The sequence below is a fragment of the Pseudoalteromonas luteoviolacea genome (assembly GCF_021654285.1).
Lineage (GTDB): Bacteria > Pseudomonadota > Gammaproteobacteria > Enterobacterales > Alteromonadaceae > Pseudoalteromonas > Pseudoalteromonas luteoviolacea_J.
Genome location: NZ_JAKFZS010000022.1, coordinates 23,950 through 38,927, shown reverse-complemented (window position 1 = coordinate 38,927; position 14,978 = coordinate 23,950). Strand labels below are relative to the sequence as shown.

6 protein-coding genes are annotated in these 14,978 nt (G+C 48.1%); all 6 read left to right on the top strand.

The genetic code is table 11. The features are described from left to right. Window positions 1–2 precede the first annotated feature (2 nt). The 6 genes from L1077_RS19105 (at window position 3) to L1077_RS19080 (ending at window position 14,904) form a co-directional block, all read left to right on the top strand. Window positions 3–3,170: an amino acid adenylation domain-containing protein gene (locus tag L1077_RS19105; RefSeq protein ID WP_237138522.1), complete on the top strand. Its 3,168-nt coding sequence runs from the start codon at window positions 3–5 to the stop codon at window positions 3,168–3,170. A gap of 67 nt (window positions 3,171–3,237) precedes the next feature. After that, window positions 3,238–8,817, top strand: a complete 5,580-nt coding sequence (locus tag L1077_RS19100; RefSeq protein WP_237138521.1) for a non-ribosomal peptide synthetase — start codon at window positions 3,238–3,240, stop codon at window positions 8,815–8,817. Continuing rightward, window positions 8,814–12,626: a non-ribosomal peptide synthetase gene (locus tag L1077_RS19095; RefSeq protein ID WP_237138520.1), complete on the top strand. Its 3,813-nt coding sequence runs from the start codon at window positions 8,814–8,816 to the stop codon at window positions 12,624–12,626. The genes L1077_RS19100 and L1077_RS19095 overlap by 4 nt, the downstream gene beginning before the upstream one ends. Before the next feature lie 181 nt (window positions 12,627–12,807). Further along, window positions 12,808–14,340, top strand: a complete 1,533-nt coding sequence (locus L1077_RS19090; protein WP_237138519.1) for a PepSY-associated TM helix domain-containing protein — start codon at window positions 12,808–12,810, stop codon at window positions 14,338–14,340. Next, a complete protein-coding gene (locus tag L1077_RS19085; protein WP_237138518.1) occupies window positions 14,324–14,632 on the top strand; it encodes a hypothetical protein in 309 nt (102 codons plus the stop codon). Before L1077_RS19090 ends, L1077_RS19085 begins: the two co-directional genes overlap by 17 nt. Beyond that, window positions 14,632–14,904, top strand: a complete 273-nt coding sequence (locus tag L1077_RS19080) for a hypothetical protein (protein WP_237138517.1) — start codon at window positions 14,632–14,634, stop codon at window positions 14,902–14,904. The genes L1077_RS19085 and L1077_RS19080 overlap by 1 nt, the downstream gene beginning before the upstream one ends. Window positions 14,905–14,978 lie beyond the last annotated feature (74 nt).

Here is a 14,978-nt window from a genome sequence, read left to right as displayed (position 1 = left end):
AAATGGCTCCAACTTTACTGCAAGAGACATTTGGCATGATGCAAAAGCATATTGATGCATATCCGCAGGGCCTTGGCCTGAGTGTTCAACAAAAACAACACCTATCAACACATGAAAACAGTACACCTGCAGTGCACAGTGTATTGGTGCCGATCGCGTCAGATTTAAGCGTGTCAGTGATAAACCAGCGAGCGACAGAGATTGCTCAGCAACAGCTGATTTTGCAGTTTGCATTTGTGCACATCGAGGGGCAAGACGAGATCCATCAGATGCCTGCCGAACCTGCTACATCCGTTTGTGAAACACTAGACAGTGCTGCGGACTTAACGGCGGTGGAACGCGCCAAGCTTATTCCCGTGACTTTAAATGCAGCGCAGGGACACACTATTCAATTAAGTCACTTTGAGGCTCAGCAACAAGCTTATTTATTGGTCCATGCCAATGCGCTGGCCTTAGATATTGCCAGTGTTTATGAATATATTGATGGATTAGTGCATGGCACAGAGTGTGATGATGAGGTGATCCAATACCCGGACTTTTTAGCCTGGGTGACAGAGACAAATTCTGCGCCAGAAGCGGCTCAAGGGGCGGCTTACTGGCAGCAAGTGGGCAGCAAATTACAGCAGCTTGATAAGCACTTTCAATTACCTTATCGCAAAGCGCCTGAGGTCAACGATAGGCAAGCACAGCAAAGTCAGACGTACACTTTGGACTCATCGTTATTGCAGCGCATTGATAACTTGGCCGAGCAACTTGAATTGGACGCTGATGTCATATTGCAGGCAACATGGTGGTTATTGCTCGCTAGGATCAGTCAAAATAAGGGCTTTGTCGCCGGTTGTGGTTACGATGCCAGACAGATCAGCGAAGAGCTTGAAGGTGCACTGGGTGTGTATCAATTGCATTTGCCGCTGGCCATTGAAGTAAACCCCACACACACGCTCAGTGCTTGGTTGACTCACTTCGACTTCCAAAATGAGCAGCATGTTGAATGGGCTGAGTCCTTTGCTGGCCTCGCCGAATATGGCATAAACACTGCGCCGAGTTGCCTGATGCAGGTATGGCATGGAGAGGTGCAGGGTCAGCTGCTGCGCCTAGATGATGGCAGTGAGCTGCATTTAATGTGTGTGCTGCAAGAAGATGAGGCGATACTCACACTGCGTCATGATAGTCGAGCCTACAGTGCGGATGCTGTGCAGGCCCTGCTCGCGCAATATCAACACTTGTTGATGCAATTAGATAACCAGCTTCACACGCCAATTAGTGCACTGTCCATTGCCACTGAGCAAGAGCAACAGCGCCATTTGGGACTCAATCGTCCAGCCACTGATGTGCCTTTGTTATTTGATAAAATCACGCAGTTTGCGCAGCAAAATAGTGTATTGGCACTGACCGATGGGCAGCAAAGCCTTGATTACGCAGCACTAGATAACCGTTTGTTGCGCATCGCTCAGGTACTGAAAAGTAATGGCGTAGTCAGTAATGACATCGTCACTGTGGCTTTGCCACGCAGTTTTGAGCAAGTTTTGGTGATTTTAGCCATTCAACGTTTGGGCGCGGCTTATTGCCCTGTTGATCCGGTGTGGCCCGAAGCACGCCAAGCACAGATCATCTCTGCGGCGGGCGCCTCGTGCCATATTAGTGAGCAAGGCAGTGACCATGCTTTAGGTTTAGCGGCATTACTCAGTGAGGCTGAGCAACTGACGACCGTGGACAGCATTGCTTTACCTAATGCTCAGCAAGCAGCTTATGTGTTGTTTACTTCAGGCTCGACGGGCACCCCCAAAGGCGTGGTGATTGAGCATGGCCAATTGGCCCATTATTGCTTTGGTTCCAGTGAGGCACTTAACTTGGGGGCTGAGCGTTATGGCTTGACCTCCACCGTGGCGGCGGACATTGGTAACACCTGTTTGTTTAACGCTTTTTATAATGGGGGCAGCCTTATCGTCGCGCCTGAGCAAGCGGTGAGAGAAGGACAGGCCTTTGCGCAATTTGTCACAGCGCATCAGGTTGAGGTGGTGAAAATTGTGCCTTCACATCTGCAAGCGTTATTGGAAGCTGAACCCAAAGCACTGCCGCAAAAGTTAATTTTAGGTGGAGAGGCGAGTGCGCCGACTTTACTACAAAAAATTCATCAACTGAGTCCAAGCACGCAAGTTTTTAATCACTATGGTCCAACCGAGGCGACCGTCGGTGTGTTGTCTCACCAATATCATGACTTAACCAGTTTTGCTGGCACTGTTGCCAAGTTGAGTAAGGCGTTTGCAGGTACCTCGATTTACATTCTGAATGAGCAAGGCGCGCTTTGTGCCATGGGTGAGCAAGGTGAGTTACATATTGCGGGCACACAGTTGGCCCGTGGTTATCTTGGTAAAGGGGAACACGAAGGCTTTATCACTGACAGTCAGTGGGCACCGCGCCTTTATCCTACAGGTGACGTTGCCAGATATATGCCTGATGGCAGCATCAGCTTATCTGGCCGTAAGGATGATCAGGTGCAAATTCGCGGCTTCCGTGTTGAGCCCAATGATGTTGCCGCTGCTGTCAGTCGCTGTCTTACTTCGGTAGGCTGTTATGTCACCGCCCATAAAGTGGCTGGTCAAACCGCGTTAGTGGCTTATCTGACAGGATTCAACTATCAAGGCGAGGCAGCTTTGGGCTTACTGACTGGTGATGTGAACCAATATCTTCAAACCAGTTTGCGTGAACAGCTGCCTGAAGCCATGGTACCACAGTTTTTTGTGGCGCTTGAACAGTTGCCACTGCTGGCGAATGGCAAGGTTGATCGCAGCCAGCTGCCAGACGTTGCAAAATTACAAACCCACCACTACGTTGCGCCCAACTCGCAATTAGAAACATGGTTAGCGGATGCGCTGGCAAACATTCTTGAGGTTGACAAAGTCAGTTGTGATGCAAGTTTCTTTGACCTTGGTGGTCATTCACTGGCGGCCATTAAACTGGTGACGCGCATCAAGCAGCAGCTGCTGATGGATGTTGAACCGACCTTGGTGTTTGATAATGCCACCATAGTGAAATTTGCAGCGGCGTTAAGCGCACAACATAGCAATCCGCAAAAATTAGAAAAAATCGCCATGACGCAATTAAAGCTGGCAACGTTATCGCCCGAGCAGCGCAAAGCGCTGCAGCAAAAACTCGGCTTGGGCAGCTAGTACACGTAATCCATTCAACTTTGTATATGGGAGTCGATGACTCCCTTTTCCTTTTTTCGAGATACACATGAACAACGACGATATTCTTGATGTGCTTGCAGATGAACTGGACCTTGAATTACTTGGTGAGCTGCTTGCTGAGCAACCAGAGGCTGATAACCAGATCCCAAAACACCCAGACACGTTTGGCAACCTGTCTTTTCAACAGCAAAGGCTGTGGTTACAACAGCAACTAACCCCAGAGTCGATTTCATACAATGTCCCCCGTGCCTTTTATATTGAGACGGCTTTGGACATCGACAAACTACAAGCAGCGCTGAACGCTTTGGTAAATGCCCATCAGGCGCTGGCAACACGCTTTAGCAATGACAGTACTCCAAGGCAGTACTTGGTTGAAGAGGCACAGGTGCCCTTGTCGATATTGACGTTAGATACATCGTTGCAAGCGTGGACTGCGGTTGATGTGTTGAGTTCGAATGTCGTAACTAATTGGTTTGCACAGCCGTTTGATTTAAGTTGTGCGCCGTTAATGCGCGCCGCTTGGATGGCGTACGGAAAAGGCGGGATTTTACTGTTAGATAACCATCATATTGCCAGTGATGGATGGTCCTTGAATTTAATTTTACGAGATTTAGTGCGGGCCTATTTTGGTGAACCTCTCTCACCAACTGGGTTGCGATATTTAGATTACGCCCAGTGGCAGCGCGATGCTCTTGAGTCTGAAATGGGACAGCAAGCGTGTTCATATTGGCAAGACTATGTGAACTTTGAGCCGCAACATCTTGCACTCCCCAAAGCTGAACAAGCGGGCGATGAGCGCTATGCCGTGGTAGCAAAAGCGCCGTTATCTGCCGAGCAAACCCGTGCACTAAGACAGCTTTCTCAGCAATATAACCTGACGGTTTCGTCGTTAACTATGGCGCTGTATCAGATAGTGCTGTCGCGCTTTAGCGACGCACAGCAATTTTTATTGGGTGTGCCAACGGCTGCCAGAAATCATCCGGATATTAGCGAAATTGTTGGCTTTTTTGTCAATACGCAGCTGTATAAGAATGAGGCATTGCCCGAGCGTACCTTGGTGGAGGTTGCCCGCGCGGTACAGCAGCATACCCTGACTGTGATTGAGCATCAGCTGATCCCATATGAATGGCTGGCTAGGGAGCTTGGCTGGCAGCAAATGGGTGAGCAAAGTCATTTCCAAGCCATGTACAACTTTTCAGAGTACAAACCCAGTAGTGATGGCCCAATGCCGCTGCCACTGACGCCCATTGTGGTCGACAAGTTTGAAGCCAAGTTTCCGCTCTCATTAGAAGTGATTGAGCAAGCAGATAGCTTATTGATCCAATTTGAGGGCGATCCAAAATACTATGACATGCCTGTGTTGGAACGTTTGTTGGCATCCTTTAGCGCATTTGCCTCCAAGCTGACCAGCTTGCCAGATACGGCACTTGGGAATGTGGTCGCAGAAGCGATGCCAGTAAAAGCTGAACCCGTTGCGCCAGCCGCGGATTACTTGTCTTTATTGGCGCAGAACTTTGCCACACATCAGAACCACATTGCCGTATCTGATCTGCAAGGCACTTCATTGACATATGCCGAGCTTGATACACGCAGTGCGCAATTGGCTAATTACCTATTAGCTGAGGGCTTGCAAAGCGAGCAAAAAGTCGCGCTGATGTATGAACGTGATGTGGATATGCTGGTGGCTATGTTGGCAGTATTGCGTGCTGGTGGCGCTTATGTGCCTGTAGACCCCAAGTTACCGCAATCACGCATTGACTACATTCTCTCGCACAGTGGTGCGCAGTTGGTGCTGCACAACCTCGCTACATCAGTGGCAACAGAGGTTGAACAGTTCAATACAGCGACTTTATCTTTGCAAGGTTATGATGATACGGCCCCGACTATCACAATTCATCCTGCGCAATTGGCGTATGTGATTTATACCTCGGGCTCGACCGGTAAGCCAAAAGGGGTGGCCATTAGCCATCAAAACCTCAGTAACTTTTTAGCGGCTATGCAGGAAAAGTTTGCTTTGCAGCGTGAAGATACGGTGTTGGCATTGACGTCCTTGTCGTTTGATATTTCAGGCCTTGAGTTACATTTGCCGCTATATGTGGGGGCGAAGGTATGCATTGCTCAGCAGCAAAATCAGCTCAGTACCGCCATCTTGGCGGAGGTCTCTGTGATCCAGGCAACGCCGGCGGGATGGCGTGCCTTACTGGCGCAAAACTTAATTGAAAAACCCGTACTGGGCCTGTGTGGGGGGGAGGCACTCCCCGCAGAGCTGGCAGTCGAGCTACTCGATAAGCAAGTGACCCTTTGGAACATGTATGGACCGACAGAAACCACCATTTGGTCTTCTTGCCAGCAGGTTGTGACACCCCAAATTCACCTTGGTGAAACTGTGCGCGCTAATCAATTTTATGTTTTGGACAACGCTTTAAACCCAGTGCCAGGTGGTGTTGCTGGTGAGTTATATATTGCGGGTGATGGCCTCGCTCGTGGCTATTTAAATCGCCCTGAACTCAGTGCCGAGCGTTTCATTGCTAACCCGTTTTGCCACGCGGGTAGCCGTTTATATCGCACCGGAGACTTAGTGAAATACAACCACGCAGGCCAGTTAGAATACTTGGGGCGCACCGATCATCAGGTGAAAATCCGTGGTTTTAGAATTGAGCTAGGTGAAATTGAAGCGCACTTTTATCAACAGCCAGCTGTGACTGAAGCTGTGGTAATCGCGGAAGAGTTACCAACCGGCACGCGTTTGGTGGCCTATGTGGCAGGGCATGGACTTGAAAGCAGTACACTACAAGCACAACTAGCAGCGCAATTGCCACATTACATGGTGCCAAGTGTGATCATGGTATTGGATAAGTTGCCACTGAATAACTCAGGCAAAATCGATAGACATGCTTTGCCAAAAGCACAAGATGGCCAAAGTGAAGGCTATGTTGAGCCTGTGAATGAGCAAGAGCAGCAATTGGTCGAGATTTGGCAAACCGTCCTTAAGACCTCACCGATTGGCCGTGAAGATGACTTCTTTACCTTGGGCGGCGACTCCATTAGCGCCCTGCAATTGGCAAGTCGCATCAGTGAGACACTCGAGTGCAACTGCACAGTAAAAGATGTGTTTGATGCGCCCAATGTCGCCGCTTTAGCCACGTTATTAAATAAAGCAGATAAGGCTCAGCTGCCTCAACTGGTCAAAGTTGAAGCTCAGCCGAGTTATGAATTGGCACCGGCGCAGCTGAGCTTGTGGTTATCGGATCAACTGGTCAAAGCGCAAGATAAGCACGCGTTTAATATTTCAGGTGCGGTCACACTCCGTGGCGCGCTGGATGTTGACCTGCTACAGCAAGCGTTTGACTTAGTGATTGCGCGCCATGCCTCGTTGCGCATGCGCTTTGTTGAGCACTTGGGTGAAGCCAGTATGCAAGTCAGTGAGCAGCTTGATTTTAAACTGGTGGTGGAGGTACTGACGGATTTAAATGAAGGCGAGCGCACAGCGCAAAGCCAGCAATTGCAGCGCGACTTTGAAAATCAGCCATTTGATTTGACAAAAGCGCCGCTGCTGCGCGCCATGCTCATTCAGCTTGGAGAAAGCGAGTATCAATTGTCGGTCAATACGCATCATATTATTTCCGATGGCTGGTCGATGAGCGTATTGATTGGTGATTTGGCTACGGCATATCAGGCACTTGCGAGTCAGCAGCCACCAAGCTGGTCGCCATTACAGTTTGACTATGTGGATTATGCCAACTGGCAGCAAACGCTACTCAGTGATGAGTCCGGGGACGCGCTGAGAGCTTATTGGCGCGACCATTTAGCTGCAGCACCAGCAAACAGTGCATTGCCAAATCACTACCCGCGCCCTGCGCAACTGAGTAATGAAGGGGGGTTAGTGGTTGGCGCATTTGACGCAGATCAAACCAAGCGCTTAAAAGCCTTTGCCCGTGAGCAGCAAATATCACTCAATGCCTTGCTTTTATCTGGTTATTTCTTGTTCTTACATGCCATCAACGATAAGCCAGATGTGGTGGTTGGCAGTGACTTTGCCGGACGTGATAACCCAGCGCTGGAAGCCTTGATTGGCTTTTTTGTACGGGTATTACCACAGCGAAGTCAGCTTGATGAAGATTCTTTAATTATTGATTTTATTAAACAAACGCAAGATTTATCACTGCAAGTGATGGCCCATCAAGCGCTGGGTTTGGAGTCATTGACTGAATTAGTGGACGCCCCAAGGGTGAACAATATTCAACCATTAGTACAGCAGTTATTTGTCATGCAAAACACTCCACAGCAGCAGTGGATGATGGATGACATTCGTCTTGAACCTGCCGATAGCCTCAGTGCGATTAGCAGTAAATTTGACAGTGCGCTTTTCGTCATTGAGGCGGATGAGTTGCAATGCCAGTGGGTGTTTAGAAAACAACTTTATAACCCAGAGAGCATGCAGCAATGGTTGGGGCGTTGGCAGCAATGCGTATTGCAACTCATGGAGATGAGCGAACAGCCTGTTCGCAATGTAATTTCGCCAATGATTCAGGAATTTAAAACTATGCAAAAAGCCGCCCGCGGAAATTCATTTTCAGGATTAAAGAAAGGTCTAAAAAAACGTGCTAAGGCACCAGCTGCGCCGATAAAAACGTATTTTTTACCAGATACTGAGCAATTTCCTATTCTCGTAGAGCCGACGTCCCCTGATCTTGACCCAATTAACTGGGCAAGCAATAACCGAGATGTGATTGACGGTTATTTAAAGCAGTACGGCGGGATTATTTTCAGAAACTTTGCGCTGCAATCGCCGCAAGAGTTTGAGTCATTTGCCGATGCGATCCAGCCGGGGTTATACGGCCAGTATGGCGACTTGCCGAAAAAAGAAGGCGGCAAAAAAACCTATAAGTCGACGCCTTACCCTGAGCGCCAAATGATTTTGTATCACAATGAGAGTTCTCACTTAGATAAGTGGCCGCGCAAGCAATGGTTCTTCTGTGAGTTGCCGTCTGTGGTTGGCGGCGCGACGCCGATTGTAGATTGTCGCCGTATGCTCAAAGAATTACCGCAAGAGCTGGTAGAAAAAATTAAAGCCAAAGAGCTGCTTTACGTGCGTAACTTTATTCCAAATCTGGATGTTGCTTGGCAGGACTTTTACAAAACTGACGATAAAGCAGAAGTAGAAGCACGTTTGACTGCCAGTAATACCGAGTTCCGTTGGCTAGACAATGGCGGCTTGCAAACGCGCACTAAAACCCATGGCGTGATCAAGCACCATCTAACAGGTGAAGCGTCTTTCTTTAACCAGGTACAGCTGCATCACGAGTCTTGTTTAGAAGAGAGCGTGCGCAAAGACTTAATAGAAATGGTTGGTCATGAGTATTTACCACGCAATGTGTTTTTTGGTGATGGGACGCCGATCAGCTATGAAGAAATGGCCCAGATCGGGGAAGCGTATGAGCGCTGTGCGGTAAGATTTGCTTGGCAAAAAGGCGACGTGGTAATGCTTGATAACATGTTAGCAGCCCATGCCCGTGACCCTTACGAAGAACCAAGAAAAATCGTTGTTGCGATGGGCGATATGGTATCTCAACAACAATTGGCTGACGCCAACACAGCGCAAGCAGAGCAGGAGTGCCTAGCATGATCACAGAGTATATCGAAGAGTATCAACAAGGTGTTGTACTGACAGCAAACCAGCAACGCTTTATGACTGAAGGTGAAAATACGTCAGCACTGGTACAGTTATTGGTGCCTTGCTCAACCAGTTTGCAAGAGATCCAGCGCTATGCGGATGAGCTGGTGCAATCGCATTTAAGTTTGGCTTCAAATTATCAGCAAGTTGAGGGTTTTAAAGGCCTTCGTGCTGTGCCAAGTCTTGATGCCAAAATACAAGTGGATAACATTGAGTGGACACAGGTTGGTGTGCCAAGTTTGGCACAGCTGGCGGTGATTTCTCCCGTTGAGATCGCACCTCATACAGGCTGCAATCTTCATCTAACTCGCATCAATACGCCAGAGCAAAGCTATTTGGCGCTGCGCGGTTTTGCTGGTGCGTTGGACTTATCATCACTGGAACTCATCGCTGCTATCATAGCTGGCCAACCGGATGATGAAGAAGCGCTGCAGTTTCCTGATTTTGTTGCCTGGCAGCAAGAGATGTTACATGACGAAGATGGTCTAGCAGGCCAAGTGTACTGGCAAAACTATTTAACAGGGGATATCCCAGCACCATTGCAGTTGCCATACAATATGGGCACGGTCAGTGAAGGTGAGCGCAGCTACACGCAAGTTCAAAATGAGATTGATGCTGCGCTGTGGCAAGGTGTTGCACAGTTTGCACAGACATTGGAAACTTCAGCACAGAATATTGCGCAATATGCATGGTGGTGGTTGATGGCACGTTTGGCAACGACGCCGCGCTTTTTGACCGCATTGCATTATGATCCTCGCCTTGAAGACGAAGCGTTTGAAGGCGCACTGGGCCGATATGCGAAAAGCTTGCCGCTTATCGTTGAATATCAGCCAGAGCAGAGCTTGCACAGCTGGTTAGGTGTGCTAAACGAGCAGTGTGAAAATCATCGTCAGGTAGCGCAGAGTATTTCTTTGGCGCAGCTCAATACTGCACTCAATACGACAGATGCCGTACTGCCGCTGCACAGCGCGCAGCCTGATTGGCAGGTGAGTCAGCATCACGCACTGAACTTAGCGGTATCTCAGCAGGGCACGTTGACATTAAATTACTGCCAAAATAGTTTTTCTGCAGCTGCTGTGAGTAGTTTGCTAGCGCAATTGACCCAGGTATTGCACGTTATTCATTCTGCCGAGGTGCATACTGAATCTTCTGAGATCAGCCTATTAAGTGATGGTCATAAATCACAGCTTTTGGCCATCAATGGTGTGCAATTGGCAACGCCTGCTGAAACAGTGATCGCACGTGTCGCGGGCTTTGCCAGCACAGATGCTGACTCCGTAGCACTCACTGATGCAGACAGCACACTCACTTATGGCCAGTTATGGCAACAAGTTGAGCGCACAGCGAAAGGGTTAAAGGCCAGACAGCCTGACTCAACGCAGCCAACATTGCTCTTGTTGCCAAGAAGCACTGATTTAATTGTGGCGATGTTTGCCAGTATGCGGGCAGGATTTGGCTTTGTGCCATTAGACCCAAGCTGGCCGCAGGCACGTATCGACAAGGTCGTTGCCCAGTTTGATAATGCCACCCTGATAGCGGAGTCAGCGCAAACAGGCGTGACAGTGCAGGCATTGCAAGCAGACCGTGATGTTGTGTTGCCAACACTTGCGTCACTTGAAACCAGCTTGGCGTACAGTATTTTTACGTCTGGCTCGACGGGCACACCAAAGGGCGTGCGTATCGGCCAGCAACAGCTGAGTGCCTATTGCGCGGCATCCTGTGAAGCACTTGGTTTGTCAGAGCAAAATAACTTTGCACTGACAGCGACCGTGGCAGCAGATCTGGGGTATACCTGTTTATTTAATGCGTTATATCTTGGCAAGCGGTTGTGTATTGCCAGTGAAAAGCAAAGTATGGACAGCACGGAGTTTGGGACGTTTTTATCTGAGTATCAGATTGATTGCATTAAAATCGTGCCTTCTCACCTACAAGCGCTGTGCGACTTAAAAGCACTGCCTTATTTCCCGCAAAAAATTGTACTTGGCGGTGAAGCCTGTCCAAACACCTTCTTGCGCTCACTGCAGCAATGGGCACCGCACAGCGAAATTTACAATCACTATGGGCCAAGTGAAGCGACCATAGGGGTGATGTGTCATCGCTATGTGGCCGGCGACGGTGGTGTGGCTAAGCTCAGCCAGGTGTTTGCAGGCACGCATACGTATGTGCTTAACCAAGCTGGGCAGCTGTGCAGTTATGGTGAAGTGGGCGAGCTATTTATCGCGGGTGCGCAGTTGAGCGACGGGTATTTGGGTCAGCCAGAACATCCCGCTTTTACCGAGCACAGTGAATTGGCTCAACGCGTTTATGCCACGGGCGATCTCGCCCGCTACATGCCAGACAACTCAGTGATGATCTTAGGGCGTAAAGATGACCAAGTGAAAGTACGTGGCTTTAGGATTGAGCTAGGTGAAGTGGCTGCCTGTATTGAGCAGCTAGAGGGCATTGATCACGCGCTAGTGGTGGCAGACAAAGTAGAGGGAGAAGTGCGTTTAAATGCCTATTTGATTGCCAATCAGTATGAAGATGGGGCACTAGACAGCGACGCGACGCACGCACTTAAAAGTGCATTGTCACACAGTTTACCTGAGGCGATGATCCCTTCTGCCTTTATGGTGGTGGCACAGTGGCCGAGGTTAGGTAATGGTAAGGTTGATCGCAAAGCGCTGCCTTCATTTGCGAGCCAGACACTGGCCTATGAAGCGCCGCAAGGGGAGTTAGAAGAAAAACTCGCTGTGGTGTTTGCAGAAGTATTGGAGCTAGATAAAGTCAGCCGTAGCGCGTCATTTTTCCAATTAGGTGGCCACTCCATTGCGGCCATTAAGTTGGTTAAGCGCTGGGCCGATAGAGAAGCGTCAGATCTGCACTTTGATTTAGGTGTGTTATTCCAAGCACCGAGCGTTGCTAAATTGGCCGATGTGCTCAGCACAGAGGCAACTGAGCAGATCGCACCATTGAATAGCCATAAAGCAGGAAATCGTCAGGTTATCTGTTTCCACGATGGCTTAGGGTTATCCCTGAGTTATCGTACATTGGCAGAGCATTTGAATGATCAGGTCAACTTATTTGCCTTTGAGCCAAATAGTGCCGATCTTGCTGTGGATGATTTTGATGCGTTGGCGCAAAGCTACGCGGACAAACTCATCGCGCAATTTACTGGGCAACATATTGAGCTGTTAGGTTGGTCTATGGGCGGCTTATTGGCAGCAAAAGTGGCCACCTTGTTGGAGGCAGCAGGACAGCATGTCACACAATTGTACTTGGCAGATTCTTGGATCCCAATCGCGCAAACACGCAATGTCTCTCAGTTAGATGCAATCAGCGAATTTTTAACGCTGGTGGTGGATAATGGCGGCGAGGTGTGGACGCAACGCATAGACGGTTACTTTGCGCCTCTACTTGCTGAAAACGAGCTGGACAGCGGCACGTTAAGCGCACATTTACAGGCATTTTGGCAATCTGCTGTTGACGCGTTACCGCTGCCTTATAATGCGATCACCGCACAGCAATTGGCGGATACTTTTACCAAGAGTGAGCGCTTGAAAGCACTGCGCGCGCTAAAATGCACCTTACCAAGCTTGCCTGAAAGATTGCCAACGCATGTCTTGTGGTCAAAAGAGCGTTTGGCCAGTGACATTGATGTGTACAGTGCAAAATTGACGAGCAATGGCGCGTCAATGGTGGTTGAACAGCTAGACGTTGGACACCAAGAAGTGGTGCGTCATCCGCGGTTATTGAATGCGGTTGCGACTCAAATGAGCTAACGCTAGCCACCTACAAACAGGCTGATTGATAGGAGCGTTTGGGTAACAAACGCCCCTTTTCATGTTTTTTGTCTTATTTTTCTAAATTTTTAGCACTGCTTCTCGTCCTGCCAAATGGTGTGGTTTTGGCTGTCAAAAACTGACTTTAAATGGACAGCCTGAAATAAACAGGAGGGAGTTTATGGATAAAAAAACGCTAACCCGGCTAACCAAACAGCATTCCGTTTTAGGGGCAATCAGCGCCTGTATTCTCACTATTGTTTTTATCTGTGGTAGTTTACTTTTTTTCCGAGGGCAATTGCTAAACTGGCAGTTTGCATGGCATCAAGATCAACATGTTGAGCGTGATATGTCATGGCAAAGCGCAGTCACTGATCTGATGACACAAATCCCTGATTTTGCACAGCAGCGCATTACTTTAACAACCGACCCTCAGCACCTTCACTTGTTTCAAATTTACGTTGGTCATGATGACCGTCTGCTTTATAACAACCAAACGCAACAACTGTTTGGTCAAGACAGCGCACAACAGCAAGCTGCGGCAGACTTTTTGTATTTTTGGCATATCAATTTTATGACGCATATCGGCACAGATATCATAGCGTTAGCCTGTATTTTCTTGATTATGGTCACTATCAGCGGCATTTGGATCCGCTGGCGAGATTTGGTGAAAAAATTCCATCAATATCGCGCTAAGGGCAAATCTCGTGATGTGTTTAAAGACAGTCATGTGTTGTTGGGCTTGGGTGTGTTGTTGTTTATGTTGATGTATGGCTGGAGCAGCGCTTATTTTAATGTTGGCTATGAGATAAATGCGCCGATATACCATAAATATGCCGAGAAAAGCGGCGAAAGTTATTGGGATGAATTGGGCTTTCCTCGTAAACCGGACAACTATGACATGGACGCTAAGCTTAGCGCAGCGCGCCTTAATCAAGTGATCACTGATTATCAACAGGCATATCCAGATATGCGGATTGCGCGATTTGATATCTACCCAGGGCCTTGGATACGTTTGCGCGTGAGTGGCGAGTCTGATCGCAGTTTTGAGTTTGTCACCGCCTTTTATGATGTGCACGGTAACTTGCTGTATGAGCCACAGCGAACGCCTGTGAATGATGTTTATAACATCATGATCCAGCTACATGAAGGGCATTTACTCGGTAAGTCTTCCCACTTGTTGTATTTCATCCTGTCTTTGATGGCGATTGCCGCCATGTTAATTGGAAATTTGTATTGGTTGGCGATTAGAGAGCCTAAGCGTGCTGGACAAGTCTTATTTCGCTTGCAGCGCGCATGCTTAGAAGCGGGCACCTGCGGCGCATTATTTGCAATTGCATTGCTGTTGGTTTGCACTCGATTATTTAGCCAAGGCGAGCCATTAACTGCGCTGACAAATCAGTTGATTGTGATTGTCAGCTTGCTCGGCTGTGGTTTATTGACGTGTTACTTTAAGCTGGCAAAAGAGTCTGCCCATATGGTACTGCAGATAGCGGGTGTGTTGTTTTTAATTCTGCCTTGTATCGATGTGATACGCCTGCTGTTAGGGCATGAGATTTATAGCTTTGTTAGTAAAGATTTACTCACCGCAAATATTGCCTTTATTGCCTTATCTGGTTTGAGCTTTGGCTTAGCAACGATTGTGGTGCGAGTCACAGACAAAGTGAAAAAACGCACAATAGACTTGGAGCCTGCTAATGATCGCCTTGCTTAGTTTTTTGTTAATTGGGTTTGTGTTATTTGCCTGCTCTAAGTATTGGCCTTATCGCAAACTTGCCAGAGTAGTAAAGGTTTCTGAGTCTATGACACCATCGCACATGTTGGCAGTCAGCGTATTGGTACTGAGTGTTTTTTATTACTTTCAACTCGGATTTATCGCGGCATTATTTTTGGTGTTGTTTGCGCTGGGCATTGGTTTACCAATGGTAGTGATGATGGGCTATCATCGTGGAACAACGCCAATACTGATATTACTTATCTTAGCGGCTGTAGGTGGAGTACTGTGATGCGGGTATTAAACGTTGCGGTTCTATTGGGGTTATGTGTTGGTTGGCTGCTGGTACGAGGCAGTATTTGGCTAAGTTTAGATTTGTTTGGCTGGGATTTTCATACCGTGATCACCGTCACGGAATTGCTGAGCATTATTGTGATTGCAGGTGTCGCTTTTCATTTTTCGATGCAAGCAAATTACAGGGCTATCTGTTTGCTTGCGGCCAAGTACTTAACGCCTATGGTTGGGCTGTTTATTTTGTTATTTGGCATAAACTTAATTCACTAAATTCTGATAAATATCAGCAATATAAATATAATCATAAATATTTTTTAACTGTAAATAGTTGATATTTATGCACT

What these genes read in the sequence shown, in the direction of transcription:
- L1077_RS19095 (WP_237138520.1), top strand. Translation starts at nt 8,814, where the DNA reads ATGATCACAGAGTATATCGAAGAGTATCAACAAGGTGTTGTACTGACA.
- L1077_RS19080 (WP_237138517.1), top strand. Translation starts at nt 14,632, where the DNA reads ATGCGGGTATTAAACGTTGCGGTTCTATTGGGGTTATGTGTTGGTTGG.
- L1077_RS19105 (WP_237138522.1), top strand. Translation starts at nt 3, where the DNA reads ATGGCTCCAACTTTACTGCAAGAGACATTTGGCATGATGCAAAAGCAT.
- L1077_RS19100 (WP_237138521.1), top strand. Translation starts at nt 3,238, where the DNA reads ATGAACAACGACGATATTCTTGATGTGCTTGCAGATGAACTGGACCTT.
- L1077_RS19085 (WP_237138518.1), top strand. Translation starts at nt 14,324, where the DNA reads ATGATCGCCTTGCTTAGTTTTTTGTTAATTGGGTTTGTGTTATTTGCC.
- L1077_RS19090 (WP_237138519.1), top strand. Translation starts at nt 12,808, where the DNA reads ATGGATAAAAAAACGCTAACCCGGCTAACCAAACAGCATTCCGTTTTA.